Annotated in this window: 17 protein-coding genes and 3 pseudogenes; 12 read left to right on the top strand and 8 right to left on the bottom strand. The window is 73.1% G+C overall.

Going from position 1 to position 21,668, the window contains the following annotated elements:
- Positions 1–77 precede the first annotated feature (77 nt).
- A complete protein-coding gene (locus GUY60_RS15635) occupies positions 78–1,610 on the bottom strand; it encodes an alpha/beta hydrolase (protein WP_312866317.1) in 1,533 nt (510 codons plus the stop codon).
- A gap of 157 nt (positions 1,611–1,767) precedes the next feature.
- Between GUY60_RS15635 and GUY60_RS15630 the strand changes: the two genes are divergently transcribed.
- Genes GUY60_RS15630 through GUY60_RS15590 form a run of 10 tightly spaced genes read left to right on the top strand, consistent with a single transcriptional unit; the run spans position 1,768 to position 13,140 of the window.
- Positions 1,768–3,027: an ATP-grasp domain-containing protein gene (locus GUY60_RS15630; RefSeq protein WP_161698125.1), complete on the top strand. Its 1,260-nt coding sequence runs from the start codon at positions 1,768–1,770 to the stop codon at positions 3,025–3,027.
- 17 nt (positions 3,028–3,044) lie between these two features.
- The gene (locus GUY60_RS15625) at positions 3,045–3,893 is read left to right on the top strand and encodes a Rossmann-like domain-containing protein (RefSeq protein WP_161698135.1); all 849 of its coding nucleotides are present in this window, start codon (positions 3,045–3,047) and stop codon (positions 3,891–3,893) included.
- Positions 3,890–5,008 (top strand): PLP-dependent cysteine synthase family protein, encoded by a 1,119-nt coding sequence (locus GUY60_RS15620; protein WP_161698123.1) that lies wholly within the window; start codon positions 3,890–3,892, stop codon positions 5,006–5,008. The genes GUY60_RS15625 and GUY60_RS15620 overlap by 4 nt, the downstream gene beginning before the upstream one ends.
- The gene (locus GUY60_RS15615; protein ID WP_161698121.1) at positions 5,005–6,054 is read left to right on the top strand and encodes a dipeptide epimerase; all 1,050 of its coding nucleotides are present in this window, start codon (positions 5,005–5,007) and stop codon (positions 6,052–6,054) included. The genes GUY60_RS15620 and GUY60_RS15615 overlap by 4 nt, the downstream gene beginning before the upstream one ends.
- Positions 6,051–7,310: an MFS transporter gene (locus tag GUY60_RS15610; protein WP_161698120.1), complete on the top strand. Its 1,260-nt coding sequence runs from the start codon at positions 6,051–6,053 to the stop codon at positions 7,308–7,310. Before GUY60_RS15615 ends, GUY60_RS15610 begins: the two co-directional genes overlap by 4 nt.
- A gap of 11 nt (positions 7,311–7,321) precedes the next feature.
- On the top strand, positions 7,322–8,161 hold the full coding sequence (locus GUY60_RS15605; protein ID WP_161698133.1) for a class I SAM-dependent DNA methyltransferase: 840 nt from the start codon (positions 7,322–7,324) through the stop codon (positions 8,159–8,161).
- Positions 8,158–9,750 (top strand): ABC transporter substrate-binding protein, encoded by a 1,593-nt coding sequence (locus GUY60_RS15600; RefSeq protein ID WP_187370030.1) that lies wholly within the window; start codon positions 8,158–8,160, stop codon positions 9,748–9,750. The genes GUY60_RS15605 and GUY60_RS15600 overlap by 4 nt, the downstream gene beginning before the upstream one ends.
- Positions 9,751–9,758: 8 nt before the next feature.
- Positions 9,759–10,712 carry an ABC transporter permease gene (locus GUY60_RS15595; protein WP_161698129.1) on the top strand — a complete coding sequence of 318 codons (954 nt, stop codon included), beginning with the start codon at positions 9,759–9,761 and terminating at the stop codon, positions 10,710–10,712.
- A gap of 11 nt (positions 10,713–10,723) precedes the next feature.
- The gene (locus GUY60_RS38990; protein WP_187370031.1) at positions 10,724–11,545 is read left to right on the top strand and encodes an ABC transporter permease; all 822 of its coding nucleotides are present in this window, start codon (positions 10,724–10,726) and stop codon (positions 11,543–11,545) included.
- Complete coding sequence (locus tag GUY60_RS15590; protein WP_187370029.1) at positions 11,542–13,140, top strand: ABC transporter ATP-binding protein; 1,599 nt, start codon at positions 11,542–11,544, stop codon at positions 13,138–13,140. Before GUY60_RS38990 ends, GUY60_RS15590 begins: the two co-directional genes overlap by 4 nt.
- 13 nt (positions 13,141–13,153) lie before the next feature.
- Here the strand turns inward: GUY60_RS15590 and GUY60_RS15585 are convergent, their stop codons facing one another.
- The 6 genes and pseudogenes from GUY60_RS15585 to GUY60_RS15560 all read right to left on the bottom strand — a co-directional run.
- Positions 13,154–14,707, bottom strand: coding sequence for an FAD-dependent oxidoreductase (locus tag GUY60_RS15585; RefSeq protein ID WP_161698116.1), 1,554 nt, complete (start codon positions 14,705–14,707; stop codon positions 13,154–13,156).
- Positions 14,708–14,762: 55 nt separating this feature from the next.
- Positions 14,763–14,912: a hypothetical protein gene (locus GUY60_RS15580; RefSeq protein ID WP_161698114.1), complete on the bottom strand. Its 150-nt coding sequence runs from the start codon at positions 14,910–14,912 to the stop codon at positions 14,763–14,765.
- Between the two features lie 137 nt (positions 14,913–15,049).
- Positions 15,050–17,062, bottom strand: a complete 2,013-nt coding sequence (locus GUY60_RS39710) for a PKD domain-containing protein (protein ID WP_161698112.1) — start codon at positions 17,060–17,062, stop codon at positions 15,050–15,052.
- Between the two features lie 159 nt (positions 17,063–17,221).
- Positions 17,222–17,866, bottom strand: a complete 645-nt coding sequence (locus GUY60_RS15570) for an MBL fold metallo-hydrolase (protein ID WP_161698110.1) — start codon at positions 17,864–17,866, stop codon at positions 17,222–17,224.
- Positions 17,866–18,951, bottom strand: coding sequence for an S-(hydroxymethyl)mycothiol dehydrogenase (locus GUY60_RS15565; protein WP_161698109.1), 1,086 nt, complete (start codon positions 18,949–18,951; stop codon positions 17,866–17,868). Before GUY60_RS15565 ends, GUY60_RS15570 begins: the two co-directional genes overlap by 1 nt.
- Before the next feature lie 174 nt (positions 18,952–19,125).
- Positions 19,126–19,536 (bottom strand): annotated as a pseudogene (locus GUY60_RS15560) (RNA-guided endonuclease TnpB family protein); the annotation flags it as partial.
- Between the two features lie 106 nt (positions 19,537–19,642).
- Here GUY60_RS15560 and GUY60_RS38980 point away from each other — a divergent pair.
- Both GUY60_RS38980 and GUY60_RS15550 read left to right on the top strand, forming a co-directional pair.
- Positions 19,643–19,738, top strand: a pseudogene (locus tag GUY60_RS38980) (transposase); the annotation flags it as partial.
- Between the two features lie 97 nt (positions 19,739–19,835).
- Positions 19,836–21,296, top strand: a pseudogene (locus GUY60_RS15550) (iron ABC transporter permease); the annotation flags it as partial.
- Between the two features lie 2 nt (positions 21,297–21,298).
- Here the strand turns inward: GUY60_RS15550 and GUY60_RS38975 are convergent.
- The coding region (locus tag GUY60_RS38975; protein ID WP_246235055.1) for a hypothetical protein at positions 21,299–21,668 on the bottom strand (370 nt) is incomplete at its 5' end.

The following is a 21,668-nucleotide window of genomic DNA, read 5'->3' as shown; positions in this document are numbered from 1 at the left end:
GTGTACGGAGGGTGCGGGGTGCGGCTCATCGTGGTGGTTCCTGTCGGTGCGGTGGGTGGGTCAAGTGGGGTGTGCTGTCAGGGAGTTGAGGGACCCGGCCCCGGCAGTCCGGGGCCGGTGCAGTGCACGTCCGCGGCCGGTGTCTGCCCGTCGACCAGGTACGCGGCCGTCGCCTCGTCCACGCACGCGTTGCCCCGGCTGGCGAACACGCCGTGCGAGTAGTCGTCGTGGAGGGTGACCAGGCGCGAGCCGGGCAGCCGGTGCCGCAGCCGGTGCGCGCCCTCGATCGGGGTGACGGGGTCGTGCTCCGAGGCGACCAGGAGCACGGGCGGGGCCGCCGGGCTGCCGAGCCGGGTGCGCTCCTCGGGCCGGTGGCGCCAGAACGCGCAGGCCGAGGCCTCCATGCCGGTCAGTACGGGAAGCGGGTCCGCGTGCCGGATGCGGCGCAGGTCGGCGCGGACCCGGGCCGCGCTTGGGCCGGGCCCGTCCGCGCACTTCACGGTGCGGTTGGCGGCCTCGAACGTGCGTGACGCCGGGTTGTCGAACGGCTCGGCCGGGCGCAGTCCGGCGGCGTCGCCGTCCCGCAAGTAGGCGCGGATGCCGTCCGCGAGCGGTGCCCAGCGTTCCGTACGGCCGAGCGCGCGGTACACCGCCCGGTCGAACTCGGCGGCGCCGAAGCCCTGTTGGGGCCGGGCGGCGAGGTTACGGCGCGTCCGCTCGTAGGCGGCGCGTACGTCGGCGGGCGTCGAGCCGAGGTCGAAGCGGGACGCGTGCCGGGCGGCCCAGGTGAAGAACACTGCGCGCTGGCGCAGGAGTTGACGGCTCTGCCGGACGTCGAAGTCGTACCAGTCCCACGGGCCCACCACGCTGTCGAGCACCATCCGGCCGACGCGGTGCGGGAATTCGGCGGCGTACGCGGCGCCCAGATAGCTGCCGTAGGAGACGCCGAGGAAGGACGTGCGGGGTTCCCCGAGGGCCGCGCGGACGGCGTCCATGTCGTGCGCCGTCGCCGTGGTCGACAGATGCGGAAGCGCTTCGCCCACGCCCCGCGCGCAGTCGGCGGCAAGGCGGTCCAGGGAGTCCAGATACGCCCGCTCGGCGCGCTCACCGACCGGCACCGGGTCGGCGGCCGGCTGCTCGAAGAGGCCGCCCATCGCCCCGCAGTCGGCGGGCCCGCTGCGCCCGGTGCCGCGCGGGTCGAAGCCGATCACGTCGTACGCGCGGCGCACGCTCGCCGGGAGCTTCGCCCGCTTGGTGACGGCGTACGGCAGGCCGGAGCCGCCGGGGCCGCCCGGGTTGACCAGCAGAATGCCGCGCCGCTCGGCGGGCGTTCCGGACGCGGGCACCCGGGACACGGCGAGGCGTATCCGGCGGCCGTCCGGGTCGGCCCGATCGAGCGGCACGTCGAGCGTGCCGCACTCGACACGGTCCGGCGCGGGCGGTTCCGGTACCGAATCAGGGCAGTCCCCGAAGCGGATCGGCGCCGGGGCGGGTGCGTGACCGGCGGCGTGCGCGGGCGCGGCCGGGGTGAGTGGGGCGAGCGGGGTGAGCGTGGCGGCGGTGGCGGTGAGAGCGCACAGCGCGCGGCGGTGGCGTACGGCAGGAGGCACGTTTCTCGCGTTTCAGGGAGGCCGGAGCGCCCGAGGGGCGCCAGGTGACAATGAAAACGATTGTCGATAAGGTCCCTCTCGGTCAAGCCGACAGGCCGGAAGTGTCCTGTCACCGGCAGGGCCGCCATGCTCAATCACGCGGTGAAAAGGGGACGTTGTGGCACATCTGCTGATGGTCGAGAGCTGGGTCGGATCGATGAGCAGACTGCTGCCGCGGGCCGTCCGCGAGGCCGGGCACACGTTCACGTTCCTCACCCGCGACCTGCACCACTACCTGCGCTCCGCCCCCGAGGGCACCGCGCACCCGCTGCTCGGCGCCCGCCATGTGCTCACCGCCGAGACCAACGACACCGAGACGCTGCTGCCCTTCGTCGAGCGCGCCCACGAGGCGCTGCGCTTCGACGGGGTCATCACGTCCTGCGACTACTACCTGCCCACCGTCGCCCGGATCGCCGGACGCCTCGGCCTGCCGGGGCCCACCGCCGAGGCCGTCGAGAACGCCTGCCGCAAGGACGCCACCCGCCGCGTGCTCGCCGCGGCCGGAGTGCCCGGCCCGCGGTACGCGGCCTGCGCGAGCCTCGCCGAGGCCGCCGACGCCGCCCGCGACATCGGCTACCCGCTGGTCCTCAAGCCCGCCGACCTGTGCGCCGGCATGTTCGTGCGCCGGATCGACGACGAGGCCGAACTCACCGCCGCCTACCGGGCGCTCGCCGGATTCCCCGTCAACGCCCGCGGCCAGCGCCGCGCCCCCGGTGTCCTCCTGGAGGAACTCCTCGACGGGCCCGAGGTCAGCGTCGAGACCGTGTCGTACGCCGGTACGACGGAGGTGGTCGGAGTCACCGACAAGAGCGTCGGCGGGGCGCCCGCCTTCGTGGAGACCGGCCACATGTTCCCCGCCGCCCTCCCCGCGCCGGACGTCGTCGCCGCCGTCGACACCGCCTGCCGGGCTGTCGCTGCGCTCGGGCTCGACGAGGTCGTGGCGCACACCGAGATCAAGCTGACCTCCGCCGGACCCCGCGTCGTCGAGGTCAACCCGCGGCCCGCCGGAAACCGCATCACGGAACTCGTCCGCCATGTCACCGGCATCGACCTCGCCGCCGCCGCGGTCGACGTGGCCCTCGGCCGGACACCCGACCTGCGCCGCACCCCCACCGGACTGAGCAGCGCCGCCATCGGCTTCCTCGTACCGGACACCGCGGGCACCCTCACCGCCGTCGACGGGGCCGAGCAAGTCCGGGACGCCGACGGCCTGTTGGAGCTCCAGCTCGCCGAACCCGGCAAGACGGTCAAGGCGGCGGGCAGCAACAACGAGTATCTCGGCCACGTCATGGCCGGGGACGCCGAGGGCACGGGCGCCCGCGACCGGGTCGAGACCCTCATCGCCGCGCTCCGCCCGCAGGTGGTGACCTCCCGATGACATCCGCCACTGACACGATGACATCCGTCACCGGCACAAGGGCCACCGCTCTGCGGGCCACCGCCACGTCGTACGACGACCTCGTCGCGGGCGTGCTGCGCGGCGAGTTCGGGCCCGACCCGGCCGCCGAGCGGATCTCGGTGGCGTTCACCACCCGGCAGGCCGTACGCCACGCGGGGCGCACCGGCGGCTACCGCAACGAGGTGCTCAGCCTGCGCCTCGGGGAGGCCGTCGGGTCCTGCGCCGTCGAACCCGGCGAGCTGCCCGACTCCACCGTGGAGGAGTGCGTCGGCGCGGACATCGCCCAACTCCTCGGCCACGCACGGCTTTCGGTGCGGGTGGCCGCTCTCGACGCGTACCTCATGCGGGTCCGGCCGCACGGCCCTGGCGGCGGTGCCCGGCCGTGCGCACTGCCCGCCGGGTCGTCCCTGGAGAAGTCGCGGGCGCGGGCCCGTGCTGTCGTCGAGCTGATCGATGCCGCACCCGGCGCGACCGTGCTCGTCGTCGGCGTCGTCAACTCGCTCCTCGAAGCGCTCAGGGCGCGCGGCCTCACCTACATCGCCTGTGATCTGAAGGGCGGGACGACCGAGTGGGGCGAGCCCGTACACACCGACGCGCTCGCCGAACTGGCGCGCTGTGACGCGGTCCTGGCCTCCGGGATGACGCTCGGCAACGGCAGCTTCGAGCCGCTGCGCGAACAGGCGCTGCGGCACGGCACGCCCCTGGTGATGTTCGCGCAGACCGGCAGCGCCGTGCTGCCCCCGCTGATCGGCGCCGGGGTGAGCGCCGTGTGCGCCGAGCCGTACCCCTTCTTCTGGCTCGACGGCGGCCCCGGCACCCTGTACCGCTACGGAGCCGCCCGATGACCGCCGTCACTCTGACCGCCCCGGACCGGCTCCAACGCCCGCCCGGCAACCGGGACTTGCTGCGCCTCCTCGGCGACACCCCGCTCGCCCGCGTATCCGTCGACCTGCCCTGCCCGCAGCCCGGATTCTGGGCCAAGCTCGAAGGGCTCGGCGTCGGCGGCATGAAGGCGCGGGCCGCCGTGGGCATGCTGCTCGGCGCCCGTGAGCGCGGCGAACTGCGGCCCGGCGCCCCCGTCGTGGAGTCCACGTCCGGCACCCTCGGCATCGGCCTGGCCTTCGCGGGACAGGCCCTCGGCCATCCGATCGTCCTTGTCGGGGACGCCGAACTGGAGCCGTCCATGCGGCAGTTGCTCCGCGCCCACGGCGCCCGCCTCGACATCGTCGACCGCCCGGCGGCCGAGGGCGGCTGGCAGGCCGCCCGGCTCGCCCGGCTGCGCGCCCTGCTCACGGAACTCCCCGACGCGTACTGGCCCGACCAGTACAACAACCCCGACAACACCGCCGGATACGCCTCGCTCGCCGCCGAACTCGCCGTGCAGATCGACCACTTGGACGTTCTGGTGTGCAGTGTCGGCACCGGCGGGCACAGTGCGGGCGTCATCGGACCGCTGCGGCGGCACTGGCCGGAGCTGCGGCTCATCGGCGTGGACGCCACCGGCTCGACGATCTTCGGACAGCCCGCACGGCCCCGCCTGATGCGCGGCCTGGGCAGCAGCATCCATCCGCGCAACGTCGCCTACGACGCCTTCGACGAGGTGCACTGGGTGGGCCCCGCCGAGGCCGCCGACGCCTGCCGCCGCCTCGCCACCGGGGCCTTCGTCAGCGGCGGCTGGAGCACCGGGGCCGCGGCACTCGTCGCCGCCTGGGCCGCCCGCGTCCACCCCGGCGCCGTCGTCGCCACGGTCTTCCCCGACGGGCCGCACCGCTACCTGAACAGCGTGTACGACGACGACTTCGCCGCCACCCACGGCATCGGCCCGGACCGCGCGGCCGTCCGCCCCGTCGAGATCCCGCACTCCGGCGCGGTCGAAGCCACCGGATGGGCGCGCTGCCGCACCGTCACCGACCCGCTGGGGCCTGTCCGCCCCCGTACCCCCAGGGAAGAACAGCAGTGAAGGCCAGCCGGCGCACCGTGCGTCTCCGACTCACCGAACCCCTGCGCATATCGCGCTCCACCATGGCCGCCCGCGACGCCGTGTGGCTCACCGTCGAACACGACGGGCTTCACGGCCACGGCGAGGCCGTCAGCAGTGTGTACTACGGCCTCGACGCCACGGCTCTTGAGCGTCAACTCGACGCTGCTGCCCAGTGGTTGACTGACTTCGGTACGCCTGAGGCCGCCCTCGACGCACTGCAGGACAACGCCCCGCCGGGTGCCGCGCCGAGCGTCACCGCCGCCGTCGAGTCCGCGCTGCTCGACCTCGTCGGCAAACGCGCGGGCACCCCCGTCCACCGGCTCCTCGGCGCCCCCACCACGCAGCCCGCAGCCGCCACCGCCCGCACCATCGGCATCACCGCCCCGGCACAGGCCGAGGCGCAGGCCGCCGCGCTCGTTCGGGACGGGTTCTCCGTACTCAAGCTCAAGGCGGGCACCCCGGACCCGGCCGACGACCTGACCCGCGTCCGCGCCGTGCGCGCCGCCGCGCCCCACGCCCGCCTGCTGCTCGACCCCAATGGTGCGTGGAGCCTCGACAGCGCACGTCAACTCCTGCCGCAGTACGCCGAGTTGGGCGTCGAGGCGGTGGAGCAACCGCTGCCGCCCGGCACCCCGGACCAGCTTGCCGAACTCGCCGCGGACGCACCGATCCCGGTCATCGCGGACGAGGACGCCGTCGACTTCGAGGACGCCCGACGCCTCGCCGGACGAGTCCACGGCATCAACGTCAAGCTCGCCAAGTGCGGCGGCGTGCATGCCGCCCTGCGGATCGCCGAGCTGATCGAGGGCACCGGAACCGCGCTGATGCTCGGCTGTCTGACCGCCAGCACCCTCGGCATCGCCCCCGCCGTGCACCTCGTCGACCGGGCCCGCTGGGTCGACCTGGACGGGCATCTGCTGCTCGCCGACGACCCGTGGACCGGCATCGGCGGCACCGACGGAACCGTAACTGCCGGGCAGGAAGCGGGACTTGGAGTGCGCGAGCGGTCGGGGGCGCGGGCGTGAACACCTGGCGCGCCGTGCGTGGCTTCCCCCTCGCCATCCGGCTCCTCCTCGTCAACCAGCTCGGCGTCAACACCGGCTTCTACCTGCTCATCCCCTACCTCGCCCTGCACCTCGGCGACGACCTCGGCCTCTCCGCTGCGGTCGTCGGCATCGTCCTCGGCGTGCGCAACCTCAGCCAGCAGGGGCTGTTCCTGATCGGCGGCTCGGCCGCGGACCGGCTCGGCGCGCGCGGCGTCATCATCGCCGGCTGCGCGCTGCGCACCGTCGGCTTCGGCCTGTTCGCGCTCGGCGACGGACTGCCCGTACTCCTCGCCGCCTCCGTGCTCAGCGGACTCGCCGGGGCCCTGTTCAACCCGGCCGTACGCGCCTATCTCGCCCTGGAGGCGGGGGAGCGCAAGGCGGAGGCGTTCGCCCTGTTCAACGTGTTCGCCACCGCCGGGGCGCTGCTCGGACCGCTGCTCGGCAGCGCGCTGCTCCTCGTCGACTTCCGCACGTCCGCGCTGACTGCCGCCGGGATCTTCGCCGTCCTCACCGTCGCGCAGGCCGTGGTGCTCCCGGCCCGTACGGTCGCCTCCAGCGGGAACAGTGTCCTCGCCGACTGGCGCGAAGTGGTCGGCAACCGGCGCTTCCTGGCCTTCGCGCTCGCCATGGTCGGCCTGTTCGCCATGGAGAACCAGCTCTACCTGCTGCTCCCGGACGGCGCCCGGCGCGCCACCGGCTGGGACGGCGCCGCCGGGATCGTCTTCCTCGTCGGCACCCTCACCAGCCTGCTGCTCCAACTCCGCCTCACCCGCGCCCTCAACCACCGTGGCAGCAGGGCGCGTTGGATAGCCGTCGGGCTCGCCCTGATGGGCCTGTCGTTCGTCCCGCCGATGGCCGTGGCCGGGTACGGCGGCGCCCCCGACAGCCTCGCGGACGCGGCCCTGCGCGCGCTGCCCGTGCTCGCCGGGGCGCTGCTGCTCTACGTCGGCGTGATGATCGCCCAGCCGTTCGTCATGGAGCTGATACCGGACTTCGGGCGCCCCGAACTCACCGGCACCTACTTCGGCCTCTTCTACGTGGTCTCGGGCATCGCCGCCGCCCTCGGCAACGCGGTCGTCGGCTGGGCCATGGACACCGGCGGGCACACCGGCCTCGCCTGGCTGCCCTGGGCGTGCTGCCTGGCCTTCGGCCTCACCTCGGCGGGCGCGGTCGCCTGGCTCCACCGGCACCGCGCGCTTCCGGCCCGCCCCGAACCCGTACCCGTGACAGCGTGAGCGAGCGATCCATGACCCGACACGGCAACAGCCAGAGCAGCGCCGCCAACCTCCTCACCGACAACCCCGAGCTGTACGAGGCCCGCTTCCCCGACCCCGAACGGCTCGCCGGGCACTGGGCGGAGGACTGCCTCAGCCGGTACGGGGCCGGGCCGCGCGTGCTCGACCTCGGCTGCGGCACCGGCAGGGACGCCGCCCACCTGCACCGCGCGGGGCGCACCGTCACCGGCGCCGACCTCTCCGAAGCGATGCTCGCGTACGCCCGCACCGAGCACCCAGGGCCCGAGTACCTGCGCGCCGACCTGCGCCAATTCACCCTGCCTGGGCGGGAGTTCGACGCCGTGGTGTGCCTGGACAGTGCGCTTCTGTACTGCCACACCAACGCCGAACTCGACGGGTTCCTCAGCTCCGTGCGTACCTGCCTCGCACCCGGCGGGCTGCTCGTCGCGGAGCTGCGCAACGGCGCGTTCTTCCTCGGCCGGACCGAACTGCTCGACGCCCCGCGCGTCAACGGCTTCACCTGGCGCGGCACCACGTACCGCTCCACCACCACCCTGTACGTCGACCGCACCGCCCAACTCCTGCGCCGCACCCGGGTGTGGACCGCCGATGACGGGTCCGCGCCGGTCGAGCAGCGCTCCGCCTGGCGGCTGCTCCTGCCCCAGGAACTGCGGTACGTGCTCGCCGCCAACGGCTTCGAGGTGCTCGCCCTGTACGACGGGCCAGGACCGCGCACCGAACCGCCGTGGCGCGCGGGCGATCCGGAGGGCACGGCCACCGACGCCGACCGGCTGCACCTCGTCGCCCGCCTCGGGCGACAACTTCCGACTCCAGTAAGGACACCGCGATGAACGACGCACCCCTGAACGACCCGCGCTTCCCCGCCCTGCGCCGCCGCGGCTTCCTCGCCGCCGCCTCCGGCGCCGTCGGCGTGGGCGCCCTCGCCCTCACCGGCTGCGGCACCTCCGGCTCCGCCGCACCGTCAGGCAAGGGCGACGGAAAGCCGAAGCGCGGCGGACGCCTGCGCGCCGCGTTCGCCGGGGGCGGGGCCGGCGAGACGCTCGACCCGCACCTGAGCAACCTGTTCGCCGACGTGGCCCGCGCCAAGGCCCTCTACGACAAGCTCGCCGACTACGGCCCCGACCTCTCCGCGGAGCCGCGCCTCGCCTCCGGCTGGGAGCCGAACGAGGGCCTCGACCGCTGGAAGGTCACCCTGCGCAAGGCCACCTTCCACAACGGCAAGCCGGTCACCGCGCAGGATGTGCTGCACAGCTACCGCCGCATCGCCGACCCGGACAAGGCGTTCCGCGCCAAGGCGTCCCTCGAACCCATCGACCTCAAGGCGAGCCGTGCCATCGACGCACGGACCGTCGAGTTCGTCCTGAAGCGGCCCACCGCCGAATTCCCCAATGTGCTCGCCACGTTCGGCGCGTACATCGTGCCCGAAGGGGCCACCGACTTCGACACGAAGCCCGTCGGCAGCGGACCCTTCCGCTTCGTCTCCTTCGCCCCCGGCAAGTCCGCCGTCTTCAAGCGCAACGACGCGTACTGGGAGGGCGCCCCGCACCTGGACGAGCTGGAGATCGTCGTCGCCAACGAGGAGTCCGCGCGGGTCAACGCCCTGCTCGGCGGGCAGGTCGAGTACGCCCATGAGCTCAACCCGACCACGGCCCGCGCGCACGAGGGCAAGGGACAGGTCGAGATCGTCCGGCTTCCCGGCAGCGCCATGCAGTCGTTCGCCATGAAGACCGACCGCAAGCCCTTCGACGACCCGCGGGTCCGCGAGGCCTTCTTCCTGATCGCCGACCGCAAGGAACTCCTCGACGGCGCCCTGTCCGGCGCGGGCGAGATCGGCAACGACCTGTTCGGCAAGGGCTACGAGTACTACGCCGACGGCCTCCCGCAGCGCACCCCCGACCTCGACCGGGCCAAGGCCCTGCTCAAGCGGGCCGGAGCCGAGGACCTCACCGTCACCCTCGACACCTCACCCGTGGCCGCCGGATTCACCGAGGCCGCCTCGATCTTCCGCGACCAGGCCGCCAAGGCCGGGGTCACCGTGAAGATCAGGACCGGCAGCAAGGACAGCTACTGGCAGGACATCCTCGACCACGGCACCCTCTGCTCGTACCGCTCCGGCGCCATGCCCATCGAGACACACATCTCGCAGCGCCTGCTCACCGGCTCCACCACCAACGCCACCCACTGGCGGCACAAGGACTTCGACGCCCTCTACCAGCAGGCCCAGTCCACCAAGGACCCGAAGGCCCGCGCCGCCGTCTACACCCGGATGCAGCGCCGCCTGCACGCCGAGGGCGGCTTCCTGGTGTGGGGCTTCGCCGACTGGATCATCGGCACCGCCCGCACCGTGCGCGGCGTCGAGACGGACGCGCCCGCCAACTGCCTCGACTGGGCCCGCTTCGACAAGGTGTGGCTCGCGTGAGCGGACCGCTGAGCGGAATGCGCTCGTGGCTCGCCCGGCGGCTGCTCCTCGGGATCGCGCAGACGGCGGCCGTCGTGCTGCTCGTCTTCGCCCTCACCGAGGCACTGCCGGGCGACGCCGCCGTCGCCCTCGCCGGGGACCAGCCCGACCCCGAACGCATCGCCGCGATACGGGAGTCGATGGGCCTGGACCGGCCCGTGCACCAACGCCTCCTCGACTGGACGGGCGGGCTCCTGCACGGCGACCTCGGCACCTCCCTCGCCTCCGGACGCCCCGTCGCCACGTACATCGCCGACGGTTTCGGCCCGACGCTGCTGCTCGCCACGCTCACCATGGTGCTGCTCGTGCCGCTCGGCACCGGCCTCGGTGTGCTCGCCGCCCGGCACGAGGGCAAGCCCGCCGACCGGCTCGTCAGCTCCGTGACCCTCGGCTTGTACGCCGTACCCGAGTTCGCCCTCGGCGTGCTCCTCATCACCGTGTTCGCCATCCGCCTCGGCTGGCTGCCCCCGACCGCCGTCGGCTACGGCACCGACCTGCTCGCCCACCCCGCCGCCCTCGTCCTGCCCGTCCTCGTACTGCTCTCCCGGCCGGTGTGCACCCTCGCCCGCCTGGTACGCGCCGGCATGATCGACGCGCTCGCCTCGCCGTACGTCGCCCAGGCGCGGCGGTACGGAGTGCCGGGCGCCCGGGTCCGCTACACCCACGCCCTGCCCAATGCCGTCACCCCCGCCACCCAGCAACTCGCCCGCACCCTCGACTGGTTGCTGAGCGGCGTCATTGTCGTGGAGGCACTCTTCGTGATCCCCGGACTCGGCACCGTCCTCATCAACGCCGTCGCCGAACGCGACCTGCCCGTCGTGCAGGGCCTCGCCGTCGTCTTCGGCGCGCTCACCGTCGTCCTCAACATCGGCGCCGACCTGGTCGCGCACCGCTTCGCACCCCGGACGGAGGTCGCCGCGTGACCCCGGCCGCCCTGGAACTCAAGTCCCGTACAGAGAAGGGTGGTTCAGGTCTCGTCCGGGCCGCGCTGATCGTCGGCGTGCCGTTGCTGCTCGCGCTGCTCGGTCCGCTGTTCGCGGGCGAACCCGGGCCGCGTACCGCGTCCTTCGGCCTCGGCGGCGGGCACTGGTTCGGCACCGACTTCGTGGGCCGGGACGTGGGGCGGCAGGTGCTGCTCGGCGGCCGCTCCGTGGTCCTGGTGGCGCTCGCCGCGACCGCCCTCGCCTACCTGGTCGCGCTGCCCGTCGGGCTGATCAGCGCCCTGACGCGCCGGACCTGGCTGGAGGAGCTGCTGATGCGGCCCCTCGACGTGCTGCTCGCGGTGCCGTCGCTCCTGATGATCCTGCTTGTCGCGGCCGTACTCACGCCCGGACCCGTGGGCCTCGCCTTCCTGGTGGCGCTCGTCAACATCCCGGACGCGGCCCGCATCGTCCGCGCCGCCGGAGCCGAGGCCGCCGCCCGCCCGGCCGTGGAGGCGCTGCGGCTGCAGGGCGAGACATGGTGGCGTACGGCCGTGGGCTACGTCGGCCGCTCCGCCACCCGCACCCTCGCCGCCGACGCGGGCGTCCGGCTCACCGGGGTGCTCTACCTCGTGGCCACCGCGGCGTTCCTCGGCGTCGGCGTCGAACCGGACGCCGCCGACTGGGCGGTGATGGTCGACCGCAACCGCACCGGCCTTTTCGTACAGCCGTGGGCCGTCGTCGTCCCCGCGCTGCTCATCGTCGCCCTGACCATGGGCGGCAACCTGCTCGTCGACTCCGCGCTCGCGCACAGGAAGAAGAGGCGGCACACATGAACACGGCAACGGAGACGGAGACGGACACGCACGCGGAGCTCGTCGCCGAGATCGAGGGCCTGCGCGTCGAGATCGACGGCCGTGCCGTCGTCGACGGAGTGCACCTGCGCGTCCGCGCGGGCACGGTCACCGCCCTGATCGGCTCGTCCGGCAGCGGCAAGACCACCACCGGGCTCGCCCTGCTCGGCGAGTACCCGGCCGGAGCCCGCGTCACCGGCCGGGTACGCGCCCCCGACGGACTCGTGGGATACGTGCCCCAGCACCCCGGCGCCGCCCTCAACCCGGCCCGCCGCATCGGAGCGCTGCTGCGGGACATCGCCCGCACCCAGGTACGGCACCTGCCCCGGCGCGAGCGCGCCCGAACCGCCCACGAACGTGTCCTGCGCTCCCTCGCCCTGGCCCAACTCCCCGATTCCGAAGCCCTGTTGAGGCGCTACCCGCACCAGCTCTCGGGCGGCCAGCAACAGCGCGTCGTCCTCGCCCAGGCCCTGCTGCTCGGCGCCCGCGTGATCGTCGCCGACGAGCCGACCACCGGACAGGACGCCCTCACCAAACAGCGCATCGTCGAACGGTTCACAGCCGTCGCCCGCGAAGGCATCGCCCTCGTCCTGCTCAGCCACGACCTGGACGTGGTCCACGCCCTGGCCGACGAGGTCCTGGTGCTGCGCGCCGGACGCGTGGTGGAGTCGGGCCCCGCCGCCCGCGTGGCATCGGCCCCGCGCCACCCCTGGACGGCCGAACTCCTGGCGGCCGACAGCGCGTTGGGGCGTACGGAGAGTCACACAATGCAAGCCGATGCGGAGCCGGAACCCCACCCGCACCGGCCGGCGCCTGTCCTCACCTCCGGCCCGCTCACCGCCCGCCACGGCCGCACGACAGTGCTGCGCGTCCCCGAACTCGCCCTGCGTACCGGCGAATCCCTCGCGGTCGTCGGCCGCTCCGGCAGCGGCAAGACCACCCTCGCCCGCTGCCTCGCGGGCCTGCACCGCGACCACGACGGGCTGCTGCTGCTCGACGGCACGCCGCTGCCGCGCAGCCTGCGCGACCGCGACCGGGACCAACTGGCCGCCGTGCAGTACGTGTTCCAGGACGCCCGCGCCGCCTTCGACGAACACCGGCCGGTCCTGGACCAGGTGGCCCGTACGGCCGTACGGCTGCGCGGGCTTGCGCCGGCCGAGGCCGCGGCCGAAGCCCTCGCCACGCTCACAGGGCTCGGCCTGACCGGCGACACCGTACGCCGACGGCCGGACCGGCTCTCCGGCGGCGAGCTGCAACGCGCCGCCCTGGCAAGGGCGTTGCTCGCCCGCCCCCGGGTGCTGATCTGCGACGAGAGCACCTCAGGACTCGACCCGGTCACCCGGCGCGGCATCCTCGACCGGCTCGCGGCGCTGCTCCGCGACCGGCACGACCTCTCCCTCGTCCTGATCACCCACGACCTGGACACCGCGGCCCTGGCCGACCGGATCGCCGTGCTCGACGCGGGTGAGCTGGTCGAGGAGGGGCCGACCCGTACGGTCCTCGAAACGCCCCGACACCCGTTCACCGCCGCCCTGTTGGGTCGTACGCGCAGGGCGCCGAGCGGGCGTACCGCCTGACCGTGCGCGGCGGTCAGGGCTCCAACTCGTCCGGGACAGCGCGCGGTTCGAGTGGCCGGGTGGCCGGGCCCTGCAGGACGGAGCCGTCGGTCGCGAACCGGGACCCGTGGCAGGGGCACTCCCAGGTCCGTTCGGCGGGGTTGAAGTGCACCAGACAGCCGAGGTGCGTGCAGCGCGCGGAGAGCGCGGTGGCCCGCCCGTCCTCGTCCCGGTAGACCGCGCAGCGTTTCCCTTCGAGGCGTACGACGGCGCCGCTGCCCGGCGGGATGTCGGTGACCGCGTCCACATGGCCGGTGTGCAGCCGGTCGCCGACGAAGTGCTGGGCGACGGCGGCCTGTTGGGCGGCGAACCGGCCCGCCGAGCGCACCGGTGGCAGTCGGCGCGGGTCGTACAGATCGGTCCAGGCGGGCCGCGCCGCACCCGTGATGTGGGCGGTGAGCAACCGGCCCGACATCACACCGTTGCTCATGCCCCAGCCGCCGAAGCCGGTCGCCACGAAGACGTGCTGGGTGCCCGGATGGGCGTGCCCGACGTACGGCAGCCGGTCGAGGGAGTCGTTGTCCTGCGCCGCCCAGCGGTAGCCGGTGTCCGCCCGCGCGAAGGCCGGGAAGTGCTCGCGCGCCCAGGCGTCGAGCCGCGCGAACCGCCCCGGCACGTCCCCGGCGCCCGGCTCGAACGACTCGCCCGTGACGATGAGGAGCCGCTGCCCGTCGGCGTACCGGGCGCTGCGCAGCGAACGGACCCGGTCCTCGGGGGTGAGGTACATGCCGGTGGGCACCGTGTCGGCGGGGACGGGCGCGGCGACGACCAGTTCGCGGCGGGGCGTCAGGAGCGTGAACAGCAGCGTCCGGTCGAAGATCGGGTAGTGCGTGGCCACCACCACGTCGCCCGCCCGTACGGTCACCCCGGTGTCGGTGGTGAGGCGGCAGCGCGCCCCCTCGTGCAGGCCGGTGACCCTGGCCCGTTCGTGGATCCGGCCGCCTGCGGCGGTGATGTGCCCGGCCAGGGCGAGCAGGAACTTCCTGGGGTGGAACTGGACTTGGTCGGCGATCCGGACCGCTCCGGCGATCTCGAAGGGGAGTTCCGTGTCGGTCACGAACGCCGCGTCGAGCCCGGCCCGGCGCGCCGCTTCGGCCTCCGCCCGCACCTCGTCGAGACGGTCGTGGTCGCGTACGTAGGTGTAGGCGGGGGCGCGTTCGATCTCCGCGTCGATGCCGAGGTCGGCGCAGAGGGCCGCCGCCCGGCTGACCGCGTCCTGCTGCGAGAGCGCGTAGAGCCGGGCGTCCTCGGGCCCGTGTTCGGCCTCGAGCCAGGCGTAGCGGAGGCCGTGCGCGGCGGTGAGTTTGGCGGTGGTGTTGCCGGTCACCCCGGCGGCGATCCGGTCGGCCTCAAGGACGACGACATCCAGACCGGCACGGACCAGCTCCCACGCGGTGCTCAGCCCGGCGATGCCGCCGCCGACGACCGCGACATCCACGCTGAGGTCCGTGTCGAGGGGCGGATAGGCCGTACCGGGCGTGGACGCCATCCAGTACGACTCGTCGATGGTGGGGCGTTGTGTGGGCATGTGTTCCCCTGGGGCGCGCAGCCTCGGCCCCCTCGGGGTCGAAGTGATCCGCCCGTCAGCTCAGTTCGTCGTCCCTGCCGTGGCGCCGCCGACCGCGCTCGTCGGCCGTCGCGTGTTCCTGTCGCCGGGTGCGCCCCGCGCGCTCGCCTTCGGGGGCTTCGGGGGCCTGACGGGACCGGTCGGCGGATCGCTGTCCCTTGCCCATGAGCTTCGCTCCTCGTACGGGCCTGGTGGGTCCCCTCATCGTGGCACCTGCGGATTCCCGCCGCACATCCAGGCACAGCCCTCTGTGACCGGAACCGGCCCGCTCCAGGTCACGGTGGCTTGCGGCTCGGTCTTCCCTCACCCCACGTGACCGAGCCCTGTGTCCAGGCCGAGCCCCGTCTCCACGCCGAGTCCGCTCTCCAGGCCGCCGGGCCCCGTCTCCACGCCGAGTACGGGTAGACGGTCGGTGTGGCGGCCGAGGGACAGCGGGCCGGGCAGGTCGGGCAGGCCGGGAATCCAACCCGCGTCGATGACCGTCGCGCCGGTGGTGACGGGCCGGAGCCGGGCCCGGTCCACGTCCCAGCTCTGGCCGGGGCTTGAGTCGTACAGCGGCTTCTCCGGAGGGTTCTTCCCCTCGGACAGCGGCCATACGACCCCACGGAACTCACCGGACTTCACATATCCGAGGAAGCCGTGGCCGGTGGCCTCGCCCTTCACCGCGGCCTTGCCGTCCGGTGTGATCACCAGCCAGTCGAGGCGGGTGGACACGAGCGTGCGCGGGCCGTCACCGGAAGGTGGGGAGAGGACCACGGCGCCCAGGGGGCGGCTGGAGTCGGCCGCCGGGTACTTGGCGGCCGTGGTGAAGCGGAGGCCGTCGTCGGTGCGCCCGGCGCCGGTGAGCAGCCCGGCCCGCGGGTCGTAGACGACGATCATCGTCTCGGCGCGGTCGCGACCGCCGTCGTCGTCGGCGACCTCCACCGAGATGGTGTTCATGCCGGCGTGCGGGTAGGCGTGCGAGACGTCGCAGCTGTCGCCCTTCGCGGGGAAGGACGACTTCTTGCCGTCGTCCCAGCGGACGGTGCACGTATGGGTGTCGTTGCTCCCGGGGTCCTCGAACGGTGCCTTCAGCGCGACCTTGTCCCCGACCCGGTGGACGTCCCACTCCTCGGGCCCGTCGAGGGTCACCTTCGGGGCCACGTTGTCGAGTCGCACCAGCGCGCTGTCGCTGACCGGCGCGTTCACCCCGTCGTCCGCGGTCAGGGTCACCTCGAACGTCCCGTCGTCCGTGCACACCAGGCGCGTACCGGGCCGGCCTGCGTTGCTGAACTCGCAGGTGGCGCCCTTGTCCACGCCCTCGCGCGGCCGGTAGGTCCACTTGACGTCGGGGGCGCCGTGGTCGTCCTCGGCGCTTCCGGCGAGCTTCACCGGCGCGCCTTCGTCGCCGGAAACATCGGGTCCCGCGTCCACCGTGGGCGGCTGGTCGACGGGGATGTCGTCACCGTCGCCGGGAGGGATGTCCGGGTCGGGTCCCGGGAGGTCGGGGCCCCAATTGCACCCGTGGTGGAGCACGTAGTGCGGTTGGGTGGCCATGTCCCACGCGATGTTCTTCCGGCCCACCTCCAGGTCCCAGGTGGGCCCGCCCCTGCCGAGCTTCGCGTACAGCACATGACAGGCCAACTGCTTGTAGAGCGACTGCCGTTGGTCCTTGTTGAGATCGGACGGCACCGGGGTGCGCTGCTGCAACTCGTGCCACACCACGAACGTGGTGAGATCGCTGCCGGGCCGGTCGGTGAGCTTCGAGGTGGGGACGAGCGACACCACCACCGTCCTCCCCAGTTGATCCACCTGGTCGCGATAGACGCTGGAGTGTACGAACAGCTCCGACTTCGGCTTGTACGAGTACGTGCCCATGGTGTCCGCCTCGACCGTGGAGCCGTACGTCCTGCCCTGAGCGTTCTCGGCCCGGACGTACCAGTGCATCGGCACCATGCTCTTGCGGGCGAAGCCGGTCTGCACGTCGTGGTTCCGGAAGTGCGGGAACAGCGTGCACTTGTCGGAGAGCGTCTTCGAGTACCTCGTGCCTTCGACGATCCACACCACGGTCGGGCTGAACCCGTCGTCGCACCGGTCGGTGACCTCGAACGCGTTGACGCCGGGGCCCGGTTCGCCGTTCGCGTGGTAGTAGCTCAGCCCCGAATGGAACTCACCCGAGGCGAGGAAGTCGCCCTTCGCGTCCTCCACCTCTCCCACGCCTGCGCGGGTCGCCGCCTGCGCCGGGTGACCGGCACTGCCCGGTGGCACCAGCAGCGCCGCCGCCAGACCGCACACCACAAGCAGCCGCAGCACGTTCCTGAGCTTCGGTCCGCGCACCGATCCCCCTCGGCCAACTGACCACTGGCACACGCCAGTTGACGGCGGAGCCTAGTGGCGGGCCGCTGGGTGACGGTGGCGCCACCGCGCTTTCTGCGGAGAACCTCGCCCGGCCCCTCACAAGTGAGGGGCCGGTCTTTCGCGGAGCAGGCGGGGGGTTCAGTGGCCCCGCGCGATCCACTCGTCGAGGTGCGGCGCCTCCGCCCCGATCGTCGTGGAGTCGCCGTGGCCGGTGCGTACGACGGTCTCGGCCGGGAGCGTCAGCAGCCGTTCGCGGATCGACTCGACGATGGTCGGGAAGTCGCTGAACGTACGGCCGGTGGCGCCGGGACCGCCCTGGAACAGGGTGTCCCCGGTGAAGACGGTGCCGAGCGCGGGGGCGTACAGGCTGACCGCCCCGTGGCAGTGGCCCGGCGTGTGCAGCACCGTCAACTCCACACCCGCGACGGAGAGTTGCTGTCCGTCGGCGAGTCCGGCGTCGGGGGCGCGGTCCGGGTGGGTGCGCTTCCACAGCTCCGTGTCGGCGGGGTGCAGCAGGATCGGCGCGCCGGTGCGGTCGGCGAGTGCGGGCGCCGCGTCGATGTGGTCGTCGTGCGCGTGGGTGCACACGATCGCGACGAGGCGCCGGTCACCGACGGCGGTGGCGATGCGTTCGGCGTCGTGGGCCGCGTCGACGACCAGGACCTCCTCGTCGTCGCCGATCAGCCAGACGTTGTTGTCGACCTCCCAGGTGCCCCCGTCGAGGGAGAACGTGCCGGAGGTCACCAGGTGTTCGATCCGTACGCCGGGGCTGCTCGCGGTCATCAGAAGACCACCACCGAGCGCAGCACGTCACCGTGGTGCATCCGCTCGAACGCCTTCTCCACGTCCTCCAGGGGGATCGTCTCCGACACGAACGCGTCGAGGTCGAGGCGGCCCTGCCGGTACAGGTCGATCAGCATCGGGAAGTCGCGGGACGGCAGGCAGTCGCCGTACCAGGACGACTTGAGCGAGCCGCCGCGCCCGAACACGTCGAGCAGCGGCAGATCGAGCCGCATCTCCGGTGTGGGTACCCCGACGAGGACGACGGTGCCCGCCAAGTCCCGTGCGTAGAAGGCCTGTTCATAGGTCTCGGGGCGGCCCACCGCGTCGATGACGAGGTCCGCGCCGAAGCCGCCGGTCAGTTCCCGCACCGCCTCGACCGGGTCGGTGGTGCGCGAGTTGACGGTGTGGGTGGCGCCGAGCGAGCGGGCCGTGGCCAGCTTCTTGTCGTCGATGTCGACGGCGATGATCCGTGCCGCACCGGCCAGTCGGGCGCCGACGACGGCGGCGTTGCCGACGCCGCCGCAGCCGATCACCGCGACCGAGTCGCCACGCCCCGCGCCGCCGGTGTTGAGGGCGGCGCCGAGCCCGGCCATCACACCGCAGCCGAGCAGCCCGGCCGCGGCGGGCGAGGCCTCCGGGTCGACCTTGGTGCACTGCCCGGCCGCGACGAGGGTCTTCTCGGCGAAGGCGCCGATGCCAAGGGCGGGCGACAGCTCCGTACCGTCGTCCAGGGTCATCTTCTGCCGCGCGTTGTGCGTGTCGAAGCAGTACTGCGGGCGCCCGCGCAGGCAGGCGCGGCACTGGCCGCACACGGCACGCCAGTTGAGGATCACGAAGTCGCCGGGCGCGACCTCCGTGACGCCCTCGCCGACCGACTCGACGACGCCCGCCGCCTCGTGGCCGAGCAGGAACGGGAACTCGTCGTTGATGCCGCCCTCGCGGTAGTGCAGATCGGTGTGACAGACCCCGCACGCCTGCACCTTCACCACGGCTTCGCCGGGTCCCGGATCGGGCACGGTGATCGTCTCGATGGTCACCGGCGCGCCCTTGGCCCGTGCGACGACCCCTCGTACTTGCTGGCCCATGGACGGTTCCTTCCTCTGGTACGGGTGGTCCCTGAATCCTCTGATACGGGTGGTTCCTGAAGCTAACGCGGTTCAGGGGCAGGGGACATGCGCGCCGGGAGAACGCCGGGTGGCCGACCGCGCCCCGACTGTGGCGTGAAAGGGGCTTGTGCTCACCCCGGGGGCCGTCTTTTCGATACGAGTGACCGGATCGTGCGGGGTGGAGTCCCAGCGGCAGCCGTCACCGTCCTTGGGGAAGTCCACTGTGTCGAACCAATTCACCCCACGAAAACGCGGATAGCCCGGCGCCTCACCGGACTTGACCCGCCGGAAGAACGCGGCAAACGCCTTGTCAAGACGGCGAAGCGTCGCCTGCTGCGAGCTGAAAGACCAACGCCCTTGCTGCTCGGGGTCGAACGCCCGGATCTCCTTGAGCTGCGCGGACTGCTGCCCGTACCTCACGCTCGTCCTGGAGACGTGCCGGTAAGCGTCACGGCGTTCCTGCAACGCCCCGTTGTGGAGCGAGCAGTGATCACGCAGCATCGCGCCCAGCGCGGCCTGCTGGCCCACAGTGGGGCGCATCAGGAACTTGTACGCACGCATCACCCGACCCACCCCCGCCCAAGGTCATTTCGGCGACCATATGACGTATTACGCCCCGTTGGGAACCAACCTCGATATCCGCACCGGCCGTCACGTCACCTACTCGGCGGTCTGGTCCTGCCCCTACTTCGCAGGCTCCTGCGGCGGCGCCCCGCTGACCGTGATCCGCCAGTACATCGAGGACCAGAAGCAGCCCGTGAGCTGAGGCCAACAGCGCGGACCCGCGCCAACAGCCCACGTCAAAGCAGACCTGAGATGCGTTTCCCTTCCCGGCTGAAGCCGGGGATACCCACGCAAGATCAAGGATGGCGCCGGTCGCCCTCGCCGGGCTCGTCGGGCTGGTCCTCGTCGCCCGCCGCGTCGACGCCCTCGCGCTCGGGGACGACGCCGCCCGCGGCGTCGGCGTCCCGGTCCGCGCCACCCGTATCACCGGAGTCGTGCTCGCGGCGCTGCTCTCCGCCGCCGCCGTCACCCTCGCCGGACCCATCGGCTTCGTCGGCCTCTGCGCACCCGCGCTCGTCCGGCCGCTCGCCCGCAGGATCCGGGCGTTCAACCGGGCCAGGACCCGGATACCCGTCGCCGGACTCGCCGGTGCCGCCCTCGTCCTCGGCTCCGACGTACTGCTGCGCGCCGTCGTGCCCGCCGACATCGCGGCCGCCGTACCCACCGGCGTCGCCACCAGCCTCGTCGGTGCCGTGTTCCTCGTCGTCATGGCCATGCGGGCCCGCGACACCGCGGGCGCCGCCGCCTCCGACCGCATCCGCATCCGCAGCCGGGCCGTCTTCCTCACCACCACCGCCGTCCTGGTGGCCGTCCTGGTCGGCGTGGCCATCGCCGGCGTACTCCTAGGCGACACCAAGCTTCTCCTCGGTGACGTCCTCAACTGGGCCCAGGGCAACGCGGGCCAGGCCGTGTCCTTCGTCCTCGACACCCGCGTGCCCCGCGTCCTCGCCGCCCTGTTCGCGGGCGGCGCCCTCGCACTCGCCGGTACGTTCACCCAGGCCGTGACCCGCAACCCGCTCGCCGACCCCGGCGTCCTCGGCGTCTCCGGCGGGGCCGCGCTCGGTGCCGTACTCCTCGTCACCACCGCGCCGCTCGCAGGTTCGTGGAGCGTGGCCGGAGCGGCCTTCGGCGGCGCGGCGCTCAGCGGCGCCCTCGTCTTCGGGCTCGCCGCCCGCGGCGGCTACCAGCAGAACCGGCTCGTCCTCGTCGGCTTCGGCGTAGCCACCCGCACCGCGGCCCTGGTCAGCCTGGTCATCGTGCTCACCGACCCGTTCAGCGCCACGAAGGCGCTCACCTGGCTGTCGGGCTCCACCTACGGGCGGTCCCTGCCCGACGTGACACCGCTCGCCGTCGTCCTCGCCGTGGGCGTACTCATCGCCGTGCTGCGCCGCACCGAACTCGACCTGGTCTCCCTCGACGAGGACACCCCGCGCCTCCTCGGCCTAGGGGACGTCTCCCGCGCCCGCCTCGGCTTCCTCGCCCTCGCGGTCCTGCTCACCGCCACCGCCGTCGCCGCCGCGGGCACCATCGGCTTCGTCGGCCTAGTCGCCCCGCACGCCGCCCGCGCGTTGGTGGGCCGCCGCCACCACCGCGTGGTCCCGGTCGCGGTGCTCCTGGGCGCGATCCTCGTCTGTACGGCCGACCTCCTCGGCCGCACGGTGATCGCCCCGGCCCAGCTCGGCGCGGGCCAGATGACCGCGATGATCGGCACGCCGTACTTCCTGCACCTACTGATGCGGGGCCGCCGCCAGGACAGCTGACCTCACTCCGGCGTCAACGGGTCGCGCCGGCCCAGGACTTGAGCCAACGGCACTCCGTCCCGCACAGCGACGTCCCGCCGGACCCGCACCTCGGCCCGCGTACGGGGACGGTACGAGGGTTCCCGCGAACACCCGCACGCCGACCACCCCTCGTACCGCAGCCCCGCCCCGAGCACCTCGGCCACCACGGACCACGCCCGCACGTCCCGCCGACGCGGCGCGGCGAAGTCCCGGCCGGCCAGGGCGAGCGCCCGCGCGCAGGTGGGGCAGGGGTGCGCGCGGCGGGGTTCTGTGGGCCAGGTCCGCTTGAAGGCGACCCGGCACGCGAGGCAGACGTAGTGCTGCTTGTGGTCGGTCACGGCGTAACGGCAC

The organism is Streptomyces boluensis (genome assembly GCF_009908195.1).
GTDB classification, from domain to species: Bacteria; Actinomycetota; Actinomycetes; order Streptomycetales; family Streptomycetaceae; genus Streptomyces; species Streptomyces boluensis.
This window is presented reverse-complemented; position numbering and strand designations above follow the sequence as displayed.

Excerpts from the sequence above, each read along its gene's own strand:
- GUY60_RS15625 (WP_161698135.1), top strand. The coding sequence starts at position 3,045 with ATGACATCCGTCACCGGCACAAGGGCCACCGCTCTGCGGGCCACCGCC.
- GUY60_RS15620 (WP_161698123.1), top strand. The coding sequence starts at position 3,890 with ATGACCGCCGTCACTCTGACCGCCCCGGACCGGCTCCAACGCCCGCCC.
- GUY60_RS15605 (WP_161698133.1), top strand. The coding sequence starts at position 7,322 with ATGACCCGACACGGCAACAGCCAGAGCAGCGCCGCCAACCTCCTCACC.
- GUY60_RS15600 (WP_187370030.1), top strand. The coding sequence starts at position 8,158 with ATGAACGACGCACCCCTGAACGACCCGCGCTTCCCCGCCCTGCGCCGC.
- GUY60_RS15590 (WP_187370029.1), top strand. The coding sequence starts at position 11,542 with ATGAACACGGCAACGGAGACGGAGACGGACACGCACGCGGAGCTCGTC.
- GUY60_RS15585 (WP_161698116.1), bottom strand. The coding sequence starts at position 14,707 with ATGCCCACACAACGCCCCACCATCGACGAGTCGTACTGGATGGCGTCC.
- GUY60_RS15580 (WP_161698114.1), bottom strand. The coding sequence starts at position 14,912 with ATGGGCAAGGGACAGCGATCCGCCGACCGGTCCCGTCAGGCCCCCGAA.
- GUY60_RS15570 (WP_161698110.1), bottom strand. The coding sequence starts at position 17,866 with ATGACCGCGAGCAGCCCCGGCGTACGGATCGAACACCTGGTGACCTCC.
- GUY60_RS15565 (WP_161698109.1), bottom strand. The coding sequence starts at position 18,951 with ATGGGCCAGCAAGTACGAGGGGTCGTCGCACGGGCCAAGGGCGCGCCG.